This is a genomic window from Mycobacterium sp. RTGN6 (genome assembly GCF_033804605.1).
In the GTDB taxonomy this organism is placed as follows: Bacteria; Actinomycetota; Actinomycetes; order Mycobacteriales; family Mycobacteriaceae; genus Mycobacterium.
This window is the reverse complement of record NZ_JAPZKZ010000018.1, coordinates 16342-32645: the sequence shown is the minus strand read 5'-3', so window position 1 is coordinate 32645 and position 16304 is coordinate 16342. Positions and strand designations below refer to the sequence as shown.

Genomic DNA, 16304 nt, shown 5'->3' with positions numbered 1-16304 from the left:
GGGCACGCCTCGCCAATGGTGGTTGACTCGATTCACATGGCAATCGAGTTCAACCACACCATCGTGGCCGCTAGGAACCGCGAGGAGTCGGCAACCTTCTTCACCGAGCTCTTCGGACTTCCCGAGGCCAAGGAGTTCGGCCACTTCCTCGCGGTGACGATCGACCACGGCGCCAGCCTCGACTACGCCCAGGTCGGCGCCGACCAGGACATCCACCCGCAGCACTACGCGTTCCTGGTGTCCGAAGCGGAGTTCGACGCCATCTACGGCCGGATTCGCGAGCGCGAACTGCAACATTGGGCCGATCCGCGCGGTGCTCGCCCCGGGGAGATCAACCACAACGACGGCGGTCGCGGCGTCTACTTCCAGGACCCTTCAGGCCACTACCTCGAGATCATCACGAGGCCGTACGGCTCGGGCGGCTGACCCGGTCCGCCAGCACGGCCACCCCGTCGCCGCTCAACCGCTCGAGCATCTTGGGTCGGCTGCCCAGCACCGACACCAGTTCGTCGGCGCGGCCGACGACCTCGGGTCCCCTGCCGTGTGTCCAGTCGGCATCGGTGGCGATGAGCCGTAACCCGAGGCTGTTGCGGAACGCCGGAACGAACGGGTTGGGCAGCGTCACTTGGGCATTCAGCACCGCGACGAGTGCGGCTTCGGGAATCGCCGGCCCCCTACCGACGGCATGGAGGATGTCGAGCTCATGGGTGACGTGGTCGCCGAGGAACAGCGTTCGCGGGAAGTAGCGGCCCATCCCCTGCGGGCGGTCGGCGAGCCGGGCGAAGTCCTCGAGCAGCTCGGCGGGGCTGCGCGTCGCGGCAAGCGTGCGCGCCAGTTCGGTGTTGGCGCCGTCGAACGAACCTCGGTGCTGGCACATCTCGGCGACCAGGACGCCGAGCCGACCGCCGTAGCCGAACACCAGGTGGGCAAGCACCTCGTGGTTGGTCCACTCGTCGCACAGGCTGGGTGCCGACCACTCCGCGGCGCTCAGTTCGCGCGCGAGTGCGTTGAAGCGGGCGTCGTTGGCGCGCAGGAGGTCACGCACGGACATCGAGGTGCTCCGTCAGGAAGGCGGTCTGGTCCGCCAGCACCTGGCTCACCAGCGGTGGGTGGTAGACGTCGAAGTGGTCCGAGTCGTAGTGCTTGGCCACTCCGCGCGGGGCTCGACGGGCAACGAGCGCAGCGTATTTCGGGTCCATCAGGTTCTCGCGGTCGCAGACGCATACCAGTAGCGGAGCGGTCACCCTTCGCGCGTGCCGCAGCGCCGACGTCGTCACCATGGCGACCGCGTCGACGGCGGCGATCCGGTTGTCGAACGTGCCATCCGCGGGGACGGTCGAGTTCCATCCGATTTCGGCGCCCGCGGCGGTGACCATCGCGTAGGCGCCCGGTGGTCCGACGATGGGCACGTACCTACGGCCGCGTCGGCCCACCATCCGAAGGGCGTCCTCGACGATCGCGGGCGTCAGCCGCAGCGGGCCCAACAGCCCGAGGCTTCGGGCCGCGCCTGGGCCGTGCACGATCGGGCATTGCACCACCGCGGCGGCGACGTCGGTGCGAATGGCGGCGACGCGCACCACGTTCATGCCTCCCAGGCTGGTGCCCCACAGTCCCAGCCGGGCCGCGTCCACCTCCGGCCTCGACTTCAGGTAGTCCAGGGCGGCACCCACGTCGGCCGACTGCTCGGGAATCGAGATGTGTTGACGCGGAAGGCCTTCGGACTCGCCCGTGAAGCGGTAGTCGAACGCCAGAGTGGCGATGCCCGCCGCGGCGAAGTGCTGCTCGTACTGCGCCAGCATCATGTCGTGCGTCGCGCCGAGCCCGTGCACCAGCACCACCGCCGGATGGGGACCGGCCGTCGGCGGCACCGTCAGCCAGGCCGCGCACCGGGCGCCGCCGGACGGCAGCGCGACACGTTGGGTGGGGATCGTCGTGTGAGCCATGGGACCTCCTAATAGGTACGCTGTACGTATTGGCTACACTGCATTACGTACGTCGTACTTGTCAAGGGGTTTGCATTGGAGTCAGCGTGAAGGCACGGTTCACCATCGGCGAAATCGCCTCGGCGGCACTGGAAATCGTCGACGAGTCAGGACCCGGTGCGCTGAGCATGCGGGCTCTGGCCACCGCGCTGGGCACCGGGCCGATGACGATGTACAACTACGTCGCCGACAAGGAAGGCCTCGAGGAGCTCGTCGTCGCCGCCGTGGTGGCCGACGTCGAGGTGCCAACACCGACCGACGACTGGCAGCACGACGTCCACGCCGTCGCCACCGCGATGTGGCGCGGCGTGCGGGCCCACCCCGCCGCCGTCCCGCTGGTGCTGACCCGGAGGATGGCCTCGGCGACGGGGTTTGCAATCGCCGACGCATTGGTCGGAGCACTCGGCCGCGCCGGACTCTCCGACCGCGACCGGTTGTCCGCCTTCCACGCGGTGCTCGGCCTGGTCACCGGCGCCGCGCAGGCCGAGTTGGCCGGACCGTTGACCGGCGGCGCGGCCGAGGCGGCTGCGCGCATCGGGGCCGTGGCCGCGGGCGCGTTCCCCCACATTGCGGCGCTGTCGAAGGTCGCCATGACGACGTCGGTCGAAGACGATTTCGACGGCGGTCTGCGGATGCTGCTGGACGGAATCGCGGCGCGCGGGCGCTAGCCGTGCCCGCGCCGCTCCTCCTGGACCAGGTAGTTACCCGCGAGGTCGGCGACGTGTTTGGGCAGTGAACCCGCCGCGACATCGGCGACGCTGGTTTCCTCCAGCACCGAACGCATGCTGGCCCGCAAGGCGCGCCACACGTCGGTCAACGCGGCCGTCGGCCCCGAATACGGCAGGTCGCCGAGCCCGATGTCCCGCACGCTGGCCAGCGGGCCGTCGATGCAGCGCAACACGTCGGCGACGCTGATCTCGGACGCGGGCCTGGCAAGCTCGTACCCGCCGTCGCGGCCGCGGTGGCTGCGCACCAACCGGTCGCTGCGCAGGTCGGACAGGATGTCGACCAGGAACTGCGGCGGAATGCCCTGCGCCTTGGCCAGGTCGTCGGTCTTGACCACTTCACCCTCATCGACCGTGGCCAGCTGAATCATGGCGCGGACGGCGTACTCCGCCTTCGCCGACATCCGCATGTGTCGGATTCTGCCATTGATGCCGTTCTCGGCCGCGTTACGGCAGCGTCGGGGCGGTTCCGTCGCCTCCGCCGGACAGCAAACGCACCGACTCCGGAAGCGGGATGCCCACGGTGAGATCGGGGGCTGATAGCGGCACGCCATAGCTCACCGTCATAGGCACGACGCCGGCCCACGCCGGCCCAGCGACGTCCTCGTCGGGGTCCTCGGGCCAGCCCGCGCTGACCTTCAGCGACCAGTTGTCGACGGTGATCGGCATGCGTAGCGCCATCGTGGCCGCGAGCTCCTTGCGCGTGCTGGTGCGCAGTTCGGCGACCCGGCCGGGGATGAAGCGGTCGGTCACCTCCTCGAGGTAGCGAACCTTGTCGGCGTCCGGAATGGGTTCGAACACACCGAACAACGCCGCACTGCGGTAGCGGAACGAGGATTCGAATGCGCTGCGCGCCACGACCACTCCGTCGAGCGCCGTCACCGAAACGGCGGCAGGCGCGCCCTCCGCGAGTGCGCGCATCCACGGCGAACCGGTCGAGCCGTGGATGACGAGCTCGTCGCCGATGCGGGCGAACCCCGTCGGGAACACCACCGGGTGGCCGTCGCGCACCAAGGCGATGGTGGCCAGTGGCGTACTCGCCAGCAGTTCGTCGAGGTCGTCGCGCGACGTGGTCTGCTTCTCGCTGAGTCGAGTGATCTTGGTCGAGGGCTGAGTCACGAAAGTTCCTCGGCTAGGCGGGAATCGACGATGCGCCGGGCACCACCACGGCGAACAGGTCGGCCATCGCGGCCAGGCTGGCGGTCTGCATGACGTCGGACGGTACCGGTTCACCGGTCACCCCGGGCAGTGAGCGCGTCGCCGTCGCCGCGGCAACGACCGTCGGCGCGTAGCCAAGATTGAAGGCGCCCCGCGCGGTCGAGTTCACGCACATGTGCGTCATGAAGCCCGCGAGCACCAGATTCGAAGCGCCAAGCGACTTGAGTCGTTCGTCGAGATCGGTCTCCACGAACGAGTTCGGGTACTGCTTCACGACGACCGGTTCGCCGTCGCGAGGCGCGACCTGCGCGACGATCGCCCCGCTCTCCCCCTCGATGTCGTACAGCGAGCCGGGGCCGTCGGAGTGCTGAATGTGAATGATCGGGATGCCCGCGGACCGGGCGCGATCGAGCAGCACGGCGGCCTCCTCCAGCGCGGCCGCCACACCGTCGAGTTCCATGACGCCGTTGGTGTAGGTGTGCTGGCAGTCGATCAGCACGAGGGTCGAATCTGCGAGCGCCGCGGGCGCGCTCGGCAGGCTCGCCAGCTCACGCAGGGTGGGGTTCGTCATGCCCCCAACGCTAGCGCGAAGGGTTCGGTCAGGCGGTCTGGTGTGCCTCTTCCCAGGCGCCGAACCCGCCCAGGATGTCGCTGACATCGGTGAAGCCGTTGTGCCGCAGCAGGCTTGCCGCAACCGATGAACGGTAGCCGCCCGCGCAGTACACGACCGTCGGCTTGACGGCGTCGAGTTCGCTCAGTCGCGCGGGCAGCTGGCCCACCGGGATGGTGATCGCATTCGGGATGGTTCCCCCCTCGACCTCGCCTGGATTGCGGACGTCGACGAGCTGCAAGTCCAAGATCGACGCCGCACGCTCGTCGAACCGTATCGCGGTCAACCGCGACGCCACCTCGACGTCGCCTTCGTTGAGGACCATCACCTGGTACGGATCGGCGAGGTAGCCGATCACCCTGTCGAAGCCGATCCGGGCCAGCCGGTTCTTGCCCTCGAGCTCCTGGCCGGGCTCGGTGAACAACACGACGTCGACGTCAGACGGCAGCACCGAACCGGCGAACTCGGCGTACCGGCCCTCGAGGCCGATGTTGATCGCGTGCCGCAGATGCCCTTGGGCGAACTCCTCGGGACTGCGCCCGTCGACCAGGACGGCGCCGCCGTCGATCGCGGCGCGGACCTGGTCGCAGGTCATCGCCGTCGGCAGCTTGGTCTCGTCGAGCAGGCCGCGGTCCTTGCGATTGAGGATCGCGTCGTAGCCGAAGTAGCCGGGCGCGGGCGGCTGGCCCGCGGTGACGAGGTTCATGAAGGTCGCCTTGTCGGGAGCCCGTAGTGCGTAGTTGGTTGCCTTCTGATCGCCGATGGTCGACCAAAGGTCGGTCGACAGGTTCTTGCCGCACGCCGAACCTGCGCCGTGCGCGGGATACACCCGGGTCGCATCCGGCAGCGTCATCAGCTTGTCGTGCAACGAATCGTAGAGCTTGTCGGCGAGCTGCTCGCGGGTGAAGCCGATCGAGGCCAGCAGATCGGGCCGGCCCACATCGCCGATGAACAAGGTGTCACCGGTCATCACGCCGTAGGGCACCTCGTCACCGGCACGTTCGTAGACCACCACGCTCATCGACTCCGGGGTGTGTCCCGGGGTATGGCGGAACTCCAACGTCACGTCGCCGAGTGAATGGCGTTCACCGTCGGTGACGCCCATCGACTCGAACTCGGTCTCGGCGACGGAGGAGTAGACGATCTTCGCGCCGGTCGCCTTGGCGAGCTCCAGATGGCCTGACACGAAGTCGGCGTGGAAGTGCGTTTCGATGACCAATTCGATGGTCAAACCCTGGGCCGTGGCATCGGCGACGTACCCGGCCACGTCGCGCTGCGGATCGACAACCACTGCGCGCCCGGTGGTTTCGTCACCGATCAGGTACGACGCATGGGAGAGGCAGTCCAGGTAGTACTGCTGGAGGATCATCGCTGTCTTCTTTCTCTTCGGCCTTGGTCAACGCCATCGTGGCATGTGCCCGGATAGGTATGTCAAGTACCCCTGGGGGTATTCTATTCCTCACTTGACGATACCTAGGGGGGTATGCATATCATCCACCACACCATACCCCCGGTGGTATCCAAGCTCAAGCGGCCTTGGTCACCGCCGGCCTCTCGGAAGGACAGCGCCATGACCGCACCCGCCACCATCGATTCCCACGACCTGCGCAAACGACTCGATTCGGCAGCACCTCCACGGGTACTCGACGTCCGAACTGCTGGCGAGTTCGAGACCGCCCACATCGCCGGTGCCTACAACGTCCCACTCGACCTGCTGCGCGAACACCGCGACGAGATCATCGGCCACCTCGAGGCGGACGTGGTGCTGGTGTGTCGATCCGGCCAGCGGGCCGCGCAAGCCGAGGAGACTCTCCGCGCCGCCGGCCTGCGCAACGTCCACATCCTCGACGGCGGGATCACCGCCTGGGAGGCAAAGGGTTTCGCGGTCAACCGCGGCGCACAGCGCTGGGACCTCGATCGTCAGGTGCGCTTCGTCGCCGGCTCGATCGTGCTGACCAGCATTCTCGGCAGCATCGCCGTGCCGAGGCTCAAGTGGGTCGCGGCAGCGATCGGGGGCGGACTCAGCGTCGCCGCGCTGACCAATACCTGCGCCATGGGCATGGCGCTGTCGAAGCTGCCCTACAACCGCGCTGCCACCTGCGACGCCGCCACCGTCGTGTCCAAGCTCGTCGGCGCCTCCGCCGACCAGATCAGGGCGTAGCCGACATGATTGTCGTGACCGTCATCCTCGCAATCGCGGTGGGAATCTCGTTGGGCCTACTCGGGGGTGGCGGCTCGATCCTCACCGTCCCACTGTTGGCGTACGTCGCTGGCGTAGAACCCAAGCACGCCATCGCCATGTCACTCATGGTGGTCGGCGTGACGAGTGCGTTCGCGGCAATCACGCACGCTCGTGCCGGCCGGGTCCGGTGGCGCGTCGCGGTGGTGTTCGGGTCGGTGGCCATGGCCGGCGCCTACGCAGGCGGGCGGATGGCCCGCCTCATTCCGGGCACCGCGCTGTTGGTGGCATTCGCGGTCATCATGGTGGCCGCTGGACTGGCCATGCTGCGCACGCGCAAGGAACCCGCCGAGTCCGACGATGGCCAGCCCCTGCCCGTCGTCCGGATCGGCTTGTTGGGGATCGGGGTCGGCGTGATCAGTGGGCTCGTCGGCGCGGGCGGCGGATTTCTCTTGGTTCCCGCGCTGGCACTGCTGGCCGGTTTGCCGATGCCGACCGCGGTGGGCACATCGCTAGTCGTCATTTCGATGCAGTCGTTCGCCGGCTTCGCCGGTCATCTCACCGGCGAGCAGATCGACTGGAAGCTCGCAGCTTTGGTCACCGCCGCCGCCGTCGTCGGTGCGCTGATCGGCGGTCGTCTCGTCGCCCTGGTCGATCCAGCCACGCTGCGCCGTACATTCGGATGGTTCGTCCTGCTGATGGCGTCGGTGATCCTGGCCCAGGAGGTCGGACCGGAAGTCGGTGGGGCGACCGCCGGGCTGACCCTAGTTGCCATGGGCATCGCGTTCGCCTGTACGCGATATGCCCGCTGCCCGCTGCACCGGCTGCTCCGTCGACAGCCAACCTTCGCCGCGCCGGCATGACGTCTGTGACCATCGGGCATATACCCCCACGGGTACAGTGTTACAGCTGGTGAGCGAAAGGAGCCGCAATGGTTGGGGACGAAGAGAGCATCGTCGCAGTGCTGAATCGGCTGCGTCGCGCCCAGGGTCAACTCGCAGGCGTGATTTCCATGATCGAGCAGGGTCGTGACTGCAAGGACGTCGTCACTCAGCTCGCCGCGGTGTCACGGGCGTTGGACCGCGCCGGATTCAAGATCGTGGCCACCGGTCTTCGAGAGTGCATCACCGGAGACAGCGCCGACGGTGCGAAACCGATGACCGAGGCCGAGTTGGAAAAGCTGTTCATGGCCTTGGCGTAAAGACGTAGCGCCACCAGTCGCTCCGTTGGCTATTACTCGGTATGTCGGTGGCGTCGCGACGTAGAGTCAAGATCGACATGGGCGCGGAGGTGTCGGGGCCTTGAACGACGACAAATCAGCTCTCCCTAGGTTGGGCCGACGCGAGTTGGTGCAGGAGATGCACGAGCAACTCGACGATCTGCTTGCCGCGCGCGACCAGACCGAGAAGCTTCTTCACGTCATCCTTGGGATCACCTCCGACCTCGATCTGAACCCCACGCTCGACCGCATCGTCACCGCCGCCATCGAACTGACTGGCGCGCGTTACGGCGCCCTCGCGGTCCGCGAGCCCGACGGCGTTCTCGTGTCGTTCCTCCATCAGGGCATCGACGCCGAAACAATGCAGCGCATCGGCCCGTTGCCGGTCGGTAAGGGCGTGCTCGGCGTCCCGCTGGAGAACACCCTCGCGTTGCGGCTCGATGACCTCGCCGCACATCCCGCAGCGGCCGGTTTCCCACCCCACCACCCGCCGATGCGTGCATTTCTGGGCGTCCCAATCACCATCCGCGGCAACGTCTTCGGAAGCCTCTACGTCACCCACGAACAGCCCGGCCGGACGTTCTCGGAGTCGGACGAAGTCGCCGCCCGGGTGCTGGCGTCGGCCGCAGCGGTGGCCATCGACAATGCGCAATTGTTTGAGCGGGTACGCACCTCGGCCACATGGACACAGGCGAGCCGCGAAATCACGACGGCGCTGTTGTCCGGAGCTGAGTCGCCAACGAGGCCCCTGCATCTCATCGCCGAGCGCGCCCTGGAGTTGACCGGTGCAGAGCAGACCATCGTGCTGGTGCCTGATTCAGACCGGCAGCCCGACGAGCTCGAGACGCTGGTGGTCTCTGCCGCCGTTGGCCTGCACGCCGACGAGGTCATCGGCCAGCGCGTCCCCGTGGACGATTCCACCAGCGGCGCGGTCTTCCGATCCGGCGAGCCGGTCATCACCGAAGCACTCCAGCATCCGATCCAAGCCTTCACCGACGTCGATCAGCGCCCGGGGATCGTCGTGCCGCTGCGCGCGGAGGACGCGGTTCTCGGCGTCATCGCGGTGGCGCGCAACAAGGACGACCCTGCGTTCGACCCGAGTTACCTGGAGCTGGTGAGTGACTTCGCCAGGCACGCCGCGATCGCCCTCACGCTGGCCCGCGCGCGAAGCCGCGAACGGGAGGTCACCATCCTGGCCGATCGGGAACGCATTGCCCACGATCTGCACGACCACGTGATCCAGCGACTCTTCGCAGCCGGGCTGGACCTGCAGGGTTCGATCGCACGGTCGAAGTCACCGGAGCTCAGCGACCGGCTGATGCGCACGGTCGACGACCTTCAGGCCACCATCGAGACGATCCGTTCGACCATCTTCGACTTGCAGTCCCCCTTGGCCACGGGCGATGACTTTCGCACCCGCTTCCAGAAGCTGGTCGCAGATCTGACGGGCGACCGCGACATCGCGACGACGGTGCGATTGTCGGGCCCGCTCGGCGCCGTCAACGGTCAGCTGTCAGACCATGCGGAGGCTGTCACCGCCGAAGCGATCAGCAACGCGGTGCGCCATTCGGGCGCCAAACACATCACGGTTACCGCGACCGTTGGCGACGAATTCAGCCTCGAAGTGACCGACGACGGCCATGGCATCCCGGCGGACAACCAGCGCAGCAGCGGGCTGGCGAACATGAGCCGCCGAGCAGAACTGCTCGGCGGGACCTGCGAGATTACCTCGGCGCCCGAGTGCGGTACCAAGGTCCAGTGGACCGTTCCGGTGTTCACCGAGTGATGATGACTTCGTTGAGGGGTCGTCGCGGAGTCGACGGCAGAGGGTCGGCACCGACTGGGGCCCAACCGATCCGGAGCATCATTTGCGGGTAGTCGGTCCCACCGAAGACCTCCGACCGGATCGCTTCACGAGTTTCGGCGATCTCCAGCGGCTCGGTGACCGGGCAGCTCGACAATCCGAGGCACGTGCTGGTCAGCAATGCCATGCTGGTGGCTTCGCCGGCACGCAGGCGGTCCACGTCGTCGTCGGCACTGGTGCCCAGAGCAACGAGGACGGCATGATCGGCAGCGACGGTTGCACCCGCAGGCTGGGCCAACGCCGTACCTGCGAAGATCCGTCCGGGTAGTGGGGCGGTCGGTTCGAAGTCTGGACTATTTCGCGCAGGCACCCCGGCGGTCGACCCGTAACGTCCACTCCACCTGGTGAGCTCAGTCAGATACTCCGCATCCTGAAGGTGCTGTCGCATTGATTGAGCCACAATCGCTTTGATGTCCGTTGTCATCTCCACGTGACGAAGCCGTACCCCCATGCGTGCCGCCCTCGCACCGATAGTCGCGATGTCAGCGCGTGGCACCGGCCAGTAGCTGAAGAGCCGTCGGTCGGTGCGTCGTCGAGGGATGGCCGCCGCGAGTGACACGTCGACGTCGCTGGGCTCGTATCGGGACGCGTGAATCGATGCCAGGTGGCTGGGGTCGGCGGGATTGGGTAGTCGCCTAACCTTGCTTTGCCACCCCAGCGCCGCCAGCGCCACTGTGGCGTGATGAAGCGATGCGCCACAGCTCACCAAGAGGTCGCGCCGATCCGGATCCGCGTGCGAAAGATGTCTGGTGGTGTCGGCGTAGAGGTGCAGGCTGCGGTCACCGACCTCCCAGCGCCACGGTTGTGAGTTGTGCACGGACGGCGCCCGAATCGCCAACGACAGTGCCGTCCAAATGGTTTCGGGGTCGGGAAACTGTGCGGTCATCGGGGCGGCCCACTTTCAACAGAACACTTCACGTTTCAATAGCGTTGCGCTGCCGACACCCGCTGAACAGAGCCGGAAGTCCCCAAGTGGGCTACTCGCGGCTGCGCATTGCAATGAGACCGCCGGATCATGGTTGGTCGATGAGCTGTTCCGGCTCGGCCCCGAATTGGAACCTTCGACCGGTGATCTCGATGGGCATGATCCGGATGAAGCGCTGCTTGGCCGTCGCCGTCCACGGCAGTACCTGAGCACGGTCCGCAGCAGCGAGCTCTTCATTCGAGGACAGCACTCGCGCATGACCCTTGACCACCACGCTCCAGCCTTCCACCACGTCGTGGTCGTCGGCCTCGAAGGCCACCCGCTGATTGACGGCCACGCTCGCCAGCTTGGTGCCTTCCGCAGTGCGGATGAGTATGGTGCGCCTCTGCACGACGTAGTTGACGGGAAAGATGTCGGGGTGCCCGTCGACACTGGTGGCGAGTCGTCCCAGCGTCCTACTCGACAACTGCGCCCAGCAATCGTCGTCGTTCATGACGGTGACAGGCGCTGCGTCTGCTCTAGTCATCTCAGCCCTCGAATTCTGCTGTGACTCTTGGTATGAGTCCGCACGATCGCAACGTTATTCGCGCCTGCCGCAAGTCCTCTCGAGGCTTTTGTCACCAATGCAAGGGCCTTCGGTCGTTACTGTGCGCGGCGCAATCGATGACCCCACCTCCGGCAAGGAGGACCATGGAGAGATGACCACCGGAACGATGCGCACCTGGCGCGTGCGAACACCGGGTCCGATGAGCGCGGACCCGCTCGAGTTCGTCACCGCTGACGTCGGGGTACCCGCCGACGGCGAGGTACTGGTCGCGGTGCGGGCCTGCGGCGTATGTCGCACCGACCTGCACGTGACCGAAGGCGACCTACCGGTGCACCTCCCCCACGTCACGCCAGGCCACGAGGTGGTGGGCGAAGTGGTTGCCCTCGGGCAAGGCACCACCGGCGACGTCACCGTCGGTGACCGTGTCGGAGTGGCATGGCTGCGGCACACGTGCGGCCACTGCCGCTTCTGCATCCGTGGCCAGGAGAACCTGTGCCCCGAGTCGCGCTACACGGGCTGGGACGCCGACGGCGGATATGCCGAGTTCGTCACCGCGCCAGCGGCTTACGTCCACCGCCTGCCCTCGAGCTACTCCGACACCGAACTCGCCCCGCTGCTGTGCGCGGGCATCATCGGGTATCGGTCGCTGATGCGCGCCGACCTGCCGCCGGGCGGCCGGCTCGGCATCTACGGATTCGGCGGTAGCGCCCACATCACCGCTCAGGTAGCGCTGGCCCGCGGTGCCGAAGTCCACGTGATGACCCGCGGGGACGGTGCGCGAGAACTGGCGCTCGCGTTGGGCGCAGCGTCTGCGCAAGGCGCCAGCGACCCACCACCCGTGCCGCTCGACTCCGCCATCCTCTTCGCACCCGTCGGCGAGTTGGTGCTTGCCGCGTTGGAGGCACTCGACCGTGGCGGCACGTTGGCGATTGCGGGTATCCATCTCAGTGACATCCCGGCGCTGAACTACCAGCGTCACCTTTTTCAGGAACGTCAGGTGCGCTCGGTGACATCGAACACCCGCGCCGACGCCCGCGAGTTCCTTGCCTTCGCCGACCAGCACCACATCGAGGTCACCACGCCGGAGTATCCGCTCGACCGGGCCGATGTCGCGCTGCAGGACCTGAGCTCTGGGCGGATAGCCGGCGCGGCGGTGCTGCGGGTCTAGAAGTGACCAACGCCAACACACCAGGGACCTTCGCCCCTGATCGCCGCCACCGCGCCAGGCCTAGCGTCGAAGTGAGCACCATCCCGGAACCGCTTTGGAGTGCAAGATGCCCGAAACCTCGCCACCGTCTCCCGCCGTGGTCGTCGGAATCGACGGATCCCGCGGCGGTATCGATGCCGCATTGTGGGCCATCGACGAAGCCGTCGAACGCGACCTCCCGCTGCGACTGGTTTACGCAATCGAACCGCGTGAGGCAGGCACAGTGGACTGCGATTCCGTCGCCCACGACTTCGCGAGCGCCGAGATCGCCGTGCGCCAGGCCGCGATGGCGATCGAATCGGTGGACAAACCAGTGAAGATCGAGGTCGAGATCGTGCAGGGCCGGGCCGTCACGGCGCTGCTTGCCGCGTCGCACTCGGCTGCCGCGGTCTGCGTCGGCGCGCTCGGGATCAACCGGGCAACCGGCAAGCGCGTCGGGTCCACGGTGTCCGCACTCTTGGCCCGGGCCCGCTGTCCGGTCGCCATCGTGCGCCAGTCTGATTCGATTTCAAGCGAACCTCGTTGGGTGGTAACCGAATTCGATGGCTCGCCCGACGGCAGCACGGTCCTCGGCCACGCTCTTGACGAGGCCCGGCTACGGAAGGCGCCACTGCACGTGGTGACCTCCTGGCGCCCCGGGTTCCCCGACATCCACGACGCGCACGCGTCCGCGCAAGCGCGCAGGCAGACCAAGGCGAACCTGGAGCGGTCGTTGGCCAGATATCGGCGGCTCTACCCCGAGGTGAAGATTCGGGCCGTCGCGGTGGCTGGTAGTCCACTGAACTATCTCGTGCGTCATGCCGATTCGATCCAACTGATCGTGCTCAGCCATGAACCCAGTGACGAAATGTCCGAATTCGCAGGCCCGGCCTCGCGCGCCGCGCTCCACGGTGTGAATTGCTCAGTGCTGATTTCCGAACGGCACGGCGCGTTGTGACCTACGACCGGCACAATGGCTACCAGGTCGACGATCCTTCGTCGGTCGGCGTGGTGAACGCGCCACGGCCGCCGCGAGACGACACTTCGGAGGGCGTAGCGATGGTCACGGTATTCCTCGTCGACGATCACGAGGTGGTGCGCCGCGGCTTGATCGACCTGCTCGGCGCCGACCCCGAACTCGACGTCATCGGTGAGGCCGGTTCGGTGGCTCAGGCGATGGCTCAAATCCCGGCGTTGCGGCCTGACGTCGCCGTGCTCGACGTCCGCCTGCCCGACGGCAACGGCATCGAATTGTGTCGCGAGCTGCTGTCGCGGCTACCCGATCTACGCTGCCTGATGCTGACGTCGTTCACCTCGGACGAGGCGATGCTCGACGCGATCCTGGCCGGTGCCAGTGGATACGTCGTCAAGGACATCAAGGGAATGGAACTTGCCAAGGCCATCAAGGACGTCGGCGCCGGACGCTCCCTGCTCGACAACCGCGCGGCTGCGGCGCTGATGGCGAAGCTCCGCGGCAACGCCGAACGATCCGACCCGTTGTCCGGGCTCACCGAGCAGGAGAAGGTCCTGCTCGACCTGCTCGGCGAGGGGTTGACCAACAAGCAGATCGCCGCGCGCATGTTCCTCGCCGAGAAGACGGTCAAGAACTACGTGTCCCGACTGCTCGCCAAGCTCGGCATGGAGCGGCGCACCCAGGCGGCGGTCTTCGTGTCCAAGCTCGACCGCCCCGCCCACACCGAAGAGTGAACTGGACGAGGCTTCGATGATCGAAATGCTGCCAGACATGCCGGAGGGCGTCACAGGCATCCGTGTGTCGGGCCGGCTGCTCGGTGACGACCTGCGCGAGTTCAAGCCCGCCATGGACGATCTGCTCAAGACCGGAGAGATCAGGATCGTGGAGGTCATCGCGTCCGACTACGAAGGTTTTGGGCCTGGCGGACTGTTCGAGGATCTCAAGGTGGGTTTCGGCGCGCTCTTTCAACATCATTCGGCGTTCAAGCGAATTGCGGTAGTCACCGACAAACACTGGGTCGCTCACACCCTGCATGCGCTGGCATGGATGGTCCCCGGGGAGCTCGCCCTGTTCGGCCTCGACGAACTCGACCGCGCCAAGGAGTGGGCCGCCGGGTGACAAACAGCCCCCGTATGGTTGTGAGTGGGTTTCACCTCGTACCAAAGCTTTTGCTGGTTGAGCGCAACGACCCCGAGGGAGTTCGCATGAACAAGATGTCCTTGACCGCGCTGGCCCGCGAACAGCTGGCGGCCGCGGACCGCGCCTCCAGCGGCCGCAGTGCGCACACCGTCTACGGCGGCCACGAACACGTGCTACGCCAGACGCTCATTGCGCTGGCGGCGGGACAGCGGCTCGACGAGCACGAGAATCCCGGCGAGGCAACCGTTCACGTCCTGAACGGACGTGTGCGGCTGATCGCAGGCGATAACTCGTGGGAGGGCTCGGCAGGCGACCTGATCGTCGTCCCCGACGCTCGACACTCGCTTGAGGCAATCGAGCGATCGGCAATCCTACTTTCGGTCGCCAAGCCGGAGGCGTCGTAGGCCACTTCGGCCTCGCACGCCCCGCTGGCATGCGCGGCGAAGCCCCGGATCACGCGGCCGCAGGAGACCAGGTGTCGGGACCGAAGATCTCGTAGTGAATGTTGTTCTCGGACACACACTTCGACAACAGCTCCGCGCGGACACCGTGCATGAACGGGAGCGGTCCGCACAGGTACACCTGGGTACCCGGGGCGATGTCCACCTCACTGAGGTCGACCCGGCCGGGACGGATCTTGGCACTTGGCTGACGAGCACCCATGTCCTCGTACCACCGGTGCATGACGGCGGATGGCAACGCGTCCACCAGTTCGCTGAGTTGCGCGCGATGGGCATGGGCGCTGAGCGAGCGGTCGGCGTGCAGCACCGCAACCGGTCGGCCGTCGCCGGTCTCGGCTAGGTGTTGCAGTATTCCGATTACGGGAGTGCAACCAATGCCCGCGGAGACCAGCAGCAGCGGTGCGTCATCGTCGGGAAGCACGACGTCGCCGAATGGCGTCGTGACGTCCAGGAGGTCACCCTCGAACAGGTTGTCGTAGAGGAAGTTCGACACCTCACCGGTCGGCGCGATCGATCCGTTCGGCAGACCGTGCGTGCCGATCCGCTTGACGGTGATCCGCCAGTCTCCTGCGGTGGGTGCGGAGCACAGGCTGTACTGCCGGATCTGTCGGGCGCCGTCGGCGAGGTGAACTCCAACCGAAACATATTGGCCCGGAAGGAATCGGGGAAGCTCGGCGCCATCGGCGGAAGTGAGATCGAACGACACCGAATCCGCCGTCTCATTGCGACGCTCACTGACCACGACCTTGCGCCATACGTCGCCCGCTGCGACGCCGGCGTCGGCGTAGAGCCCGGCTTCCATCGAAACGAGCGATTCCGCCATCAGCCAGTACAACTCGTCCCACGCCGCCGCGACTTCGGGGGTTACGGCGTCGCCAAGCACCTCGACGATCGCTTCGAAGAGATGAGTGTGCACGATCTGGTACTGGTCTGCGGTAACACCGAGCGACGCATGCTTGTGGGCGATCCGCGCCAGCAACTGCTCTGAGCGCGTGGGGTCGGGGTCTAGCTGCAGGACCGCGAATCCGGCAATGGCGCCGGCGAGCGCCTTCTGCTGCTCACCCTGTTTCTGGTTGCCACGGTTGAACAGGTCGCGTTCGAGCTCGGGATGGGCGGTGAACAACTTTCGGTAGAACAGCGGTGTGATCTCGCTGATCGCGCCACCCACTGCCGGAAGGGTGGCCGCGATGATCTCCCTGGACGCTGTCGACAACATTCTGATGATTCCCATCTGCCCGGCTCGTGGCGCTGTTCGCCCTCGCTCTTGGTTCAGCCCCAAATGTGGGCGAGACGCCTCGACACAACAAGGGGCTTTGGTCCCCGCGCGCAGTGCAG

At 66.6% G+C, this 16304-nt stretch carries 20 protein-coding genes; 11 read left to right on the top strand and 9 right to left on the bottom strand.

The window, feature by feature from the left end; all coding sequences use genetic code 11:
- The first annotated feature begins 36 nt into the window (after window positions 1-36).
- Entirely contained in the window at window positions 37-426 is a 390-nt protein-coding gene (locus tag SLQ33_RS32260) for a VOC family protein (protein WP_319458009.1), read from the top strand.
- On the opposite strand, the gene SLQ33_RS32255 is transcribed toward SLQ33_RS32260, so the two are convergent.
- Both SLQ33_RS32255 and SLQ33_RS32250 read right to left on the bottom strand, forming a co-directional pair.
- Entirely contained in the window at window positions 398-1051 is a 654-nt protein-coding gene (locus tag SLQ33_RS32255; protein WP_319458008.1) for a maleylpyruvate isomerase family mycothiol-dependent enzyme, read from the bottom strand. The two genes, SLQ33_RS32260 and SLQ33_RS32255, sit on opposite strands and share 29 nt — an antisense overlap.
- Window positions 1038-1943: an alpha/beta hydrolase gene (locus SLQ33_RS32250; RefSeq protein ID WP_319458007.1), complete on the bottom strand. Its 906-nt coding sequence runs from the start codon at window positions 1941-1943 to the stop codon at window positions 1038-1040. The genes SLQ33_RS32255 and SLQ33_RS32250 overlap by 14 nt, the downstream gene beginning before the upstream one ends.
- A gap of 86 nt (window positions 1944-2029) precedes the next feature.
- On the opposite strand from SLQ33_RS32250, the gene SLQ33_RS32245 reads away from it, so the two are divergent.
- Window positions 2030-2650 (top strand): TetR/AcrR family transcriptional regulator C-terminal domain-containing protein, encoded by a 621-nt coding sequence (locus SLQ33_RS32245; protein ID WP_319458006.1) that lies wholly within the window; start codon window positions 2030-2032, stop codon window positions 2648-2650.
- Here SLQ33_RS32245 and SLQ33_RS32240 read toward each other — a convergent pair.
- The 4 genes from SLQ33_RS32240 to SLQ33_RS32225 are packed head-to-tail and all read right to left on the bottom strand — an operon-like array spanning window position 2647 to window position 5844.
- The gene (locus SLQ33_RS32240; RefSeq protein WP_319458005.1) at window positions 2647-3117 is read right to left on the bottom strand and encodes an RrF2 family transcriptional regulator; all 471 of its coding nucleotides are present in this window, start codon (window positions 3115-3117) and stop codon (window positions 2647-2649) included. The two genes, SLQ33_RS32245 and SLQ33_RS32240, sit on opposite strands and share 4 nt — an antisense overlap.
- A gap of 37 nt (window positions 3118-3154) precedes the next feature.
- Window positions 3155-3826 carry a pyridoxamine 5'-phosphate oxidase family protein gene (locus SLQ33_RS32235; RefSeq protein WP_319458004.1) on the bottom strand — a complete coding sequence of 224 codons (672 nt, stop codon included), beginning with the start codon at window positions 3824-3826 and terminating at the stop codon, window positions 3155-3157.
- 13 nt (window positions 3827-3839) lie between these two features.
- Entirely contained in the window at window positions 3840-4436 is a 597-nt protein-coding gene (locus SLQ33_RS32230) for an isochorismatase family protein (protein ID WP_319458003.1), read from the bottom strand.
- Between the two features lie 28 nt (window positions 4437-4464).
- Window positions 4465-5844, bottom strand: coding sequence for an MBL fold metallo-hydrolase (locus tag SLQ33_RS32225; protein WP_319458002.1), 1380 nt, complete (start codon window positions 5842-5844; stop codon window positions 4465-4467).
- Between the two features lie 201 nt (window positions 5845-6045).
- On the opposite strand from SLQ33_RS32225, the gene SLQ33_RS32220 reads away from it, so the two are divergent.
- From SLQ33_RS32220 to SLQ33_RS32205, 4 genes are all read left to right on the top strand, one after another.
- Complete coding sequence (locus tag SLQ33_RS32220; RefSeq protein ID WP_319458001.1) at window positions 6046-6636, top strand: rhodanese-like domain-containing protein; 591 nt, start codon at window positions 6046-6048, stop codon at window positions 6634-6636.
- Window positions 6637-6641: 5 nt separating this feature from the next.
- A complete protein-coding gene (locus tag SLQ33_RS32215) occupies window positions 6642-7517 on the top strand; it encodes a sulfite exporter TauE/SafE family protein (RefSeq protein ID WP_319458000.1) in 876 nt (291 codons plus the stop codon).
- Between the two features lie 68 nt (window positions 7518-7585).
- Entirely contained in the window at window positions 7586-7855 is a 270-nt protein-coding gene (locus SLQ33_RS32210) for a metal-sensitive transcriptional regulator (RefSeq protein ID WP_319457999.1), read from the top strand.
- Between the two features lie 157 nt (window positions 7856-8012).
- Window positions 8013-9659, top strand: a complete 1647-nt coding sequence (locus SLQ33_RS32205) for a GAF domain-containing sensor histidine kinase (RefSeq protein ID WP_319457998.1) — start codon at window positions 8013-8015, stop codon at window positions 9657-9659.
- On the opposite strand, the gene SLQ33_RS32200 is transcribed toward SLQ33_RS32205, so the two are convergent.
- Complete coding sequence (locus tag SLQ33_RS32200) at window positions 9649-10623, bottom strand: Acg family FMN-binding oxidoreductase (RefSeq protein ID WP_319457997.1); 975 nt, start codon at window positions 10621-10623, stop codon at window positions 9649-9651. The genes SLQ33_RS32205 and SLQ33_RS32200 overlap by 11 nt on opposite strands.
- A gap of 127 nt (window positions 10624-10750) precedes the next feature.
- Window positions 10751-11155: a pyridoxamine 5'-phosphate oxidase family protein gene (locus SLQ33_RS32195; protein WP_413467766.1), complete on the bottom strand. Its 405-nt coding sequence runs from the start codon at window positions 11153-11155 to the stop codon at window positions 10751-10753.
- A 205-nt stretch (window positions 11156-11360) separates the two neighbouring features.
- Here SLQ33_RS32195 and SLQ33_RS32190 point away from each other — a divergent pair, with 205 nt between their 5' ends.
- The 5 genes from SLQ33_RS32190 (at window position 11361) to SLQ33_RS32170 (ending at window position 14912) form a co-directional block, all read left to right on the top strand.
- Window positions 11361-12377, top strand: coding sequence for a zinc-binding alcohol dehydrogenase family protein (locus SLQ33_RS32190; RefSeq protein ID WP_319457995.1), 1017 nt, complete (start codon window positions 11361-11363; stop codon window positions 12375-12377).
- 106 nt (window positions 12378-12483) lie between these two features.
- Window positions 12484-13353, top strand: a complete 870-nt coding sequence (locus SLQ33_RS32185; RefSeq protein ID WP_319457994.1) for a universal stress protein — start codon at window positions 12484-12486, stop codon at window positions 13351-13353.
- Between the two features lie 101 nt (window positions 13354-13454).
- The gene (gene dosR, locus SLQ33_RS32180) at window positions 13455-14102 is read left to right on the top strand and encodes a hypoxia response regulator transcription factor DosR/DevR (RefSeq protein ID WP_319458058.1); all 648 of its coding nucleotides are present in this window, start codon (window positions 13455-13457) and stop codon (window positions 14100-14102) included.
- 16 nt (window positions 14103-14118) lie between these two features.
- A complete protein-coding gene (locus SLQ33_RS32175) occupies window positions 14119-14487 on the top strand; it encodes an STAS/SEC14 domain-containing protein (RefSeq protein WP_319457993.1) in 369 nt (122 codons plus the stop codon).
- Window positions 14488-14573: 86 nt separating this feature from the next.
- Window positions 14574-14912 (top strand): cupin domain-containing protein, encoded by a 339-nt coding sequence (locus tag SLQ33_RS32170; RefSeq protein ID WP_319457992.1) that lies wholly within the window; start codon window positions 14574-14576, stop codon window positions 14910-14912.
- A 49-nt stretch (window positions 14913-14961) separates the two neighbouring features.
- On the opposite strand, the gene SLQ33_RS32165 is transcribed toward SLQ33_RS32170, so the two are convergent.
- On the bottom strand, window positions 14962-16185 hold the full coding sequence (locus SLQ33_RS32165; RefSeq protein WP_319458057.1) for a globin domain-containing protein: 1224 nt from the start codon (window positions 16183-16185) through the stop codon (window positions 14962-14964).
- Window positions 16186-16304: the final 119 nt, after the last annotated feature.

Coding starts and splice junctions, on each gene's coding strand:
- SLQ33_RS32260 (WP_319458009.1), top strand. CDS start 37: ATGGCAATCGAGTTCAACCACACCATCGTGGCCGCTAGGAACCGCGAG.
- SLQ33_RS32255 (WP_319458008.1), bottom strand. CDS start 1,051: ATGTCCGTGCGTGACCTCCTGCGCGCCAACGACGCCCGCTTCAACGCA.
- SLQ33_RS32250 (WP_319458007.1), bottom strand. CDS start 1,943: ATGGCTCACACGACGATCCCCACCCAACGTGTCGCGCTGCCGTCCGGC.
- SLQ33_RS32240 (WP_319458005.1), bottom strand. CDS start 3,117: ATGCGGATGTCGGCGAAGGCGGAGTACGCCGTCCGCGCCATGATTCAG.
- SLQ33_RS32230 (WP_319458003.1), bottom strand. CDS start 4,436: ATGACGAACCCCACCCTGCGTGAGCTGGCGAGCCTGCCGAGCGCGCCC.
- SLQ33_RS32225 (WP_319458002.1), bottom strand. CDS start 5,844: ATGATCCTCCAGCAGTACTACCTGGACTGCCTCTCCCATGCGTCGTAC.
- SLQ33_RS32220 (WP_319458001.1), top strand. CDS start 6,046: ATGACCGCACCCGCCACCATCGATTCCCACGACCTGCGCAAACGACTC.
- SLQ33_RS32215 (WP_319458000.1), top strand. CDS start 6,642: ATGATTGTCGTGACCGTCATCCTCGCAATCGCGGTGGGAATCTCGTTG.
- SLQ33_RS32210 (WP_319457999.1), top strand. CDS start 7,586: ATGGTTGGGGACGAAGAGAGCATCGTCGCAGTGCTGAATCGGCTGCGT.
- SLQ33_RS32205 (WP_319457998.1), top strand. CDS start 8,013: ATGCACGAGCAACTCGACGATCTGCTTGCCGCGCGCGACCAGACCGAG.
- SLQ33_RS32200 (WP_319457997.1), bottom strand. CDS start 10,623: ATGACCGCACAGTTTCCCGACCCCGAAACCATTTGGACGGCACTGTCG.
- SLQ33_RS32195 (WP_413467766.1), bottom strand. CDS start 11,155: ATGAACGACGACGATTGCTGGGCGCAGTTGTCGAGTAGGACGCTGGGA.
- SLQ33_RS32190 (WP_319457995.1), top strand. CDS start 11,361: ATGACCACCGGAACGATGCGCACCTGGCGCGTGCGAACACCGGGTCCG.
- SLQ33_RS32185 (WP_319457994.1), top strand. CDS start 12,484: ATGCCCGAAACCTCGCCACCGTCTCCCGCCGTGGTCGTCGGAATCGAC.
- dosR (WP_319458058.1), top strand. CDS start 13,455: ATGGTCACGGTATTCCTCGTCGACGATCACGAGGTGGTGCGCCGCGGC.
- SLQ33_RS32175 (WP_319457993.1), top strand. CDS start 14,119: ATGATCGAAATGCTGCCAGACATGCCGGAGGGCGTCACAGGCATCCGT.
- SLQ33_RS32170 (WP_319457992.1), top strand. CDS start 14,574: ATGAACAAGATGTCCTTGACCGCGCTGGCCCGCGAACAGCTGGCGGCC.
- SLQ33_RS32165 (WP_319458057.1), bottom strand. CDS start 16,185: ATGTTGTCGACAGCGTCCAGGGAGATCATCGCGGCCACCCTTCCGGCA.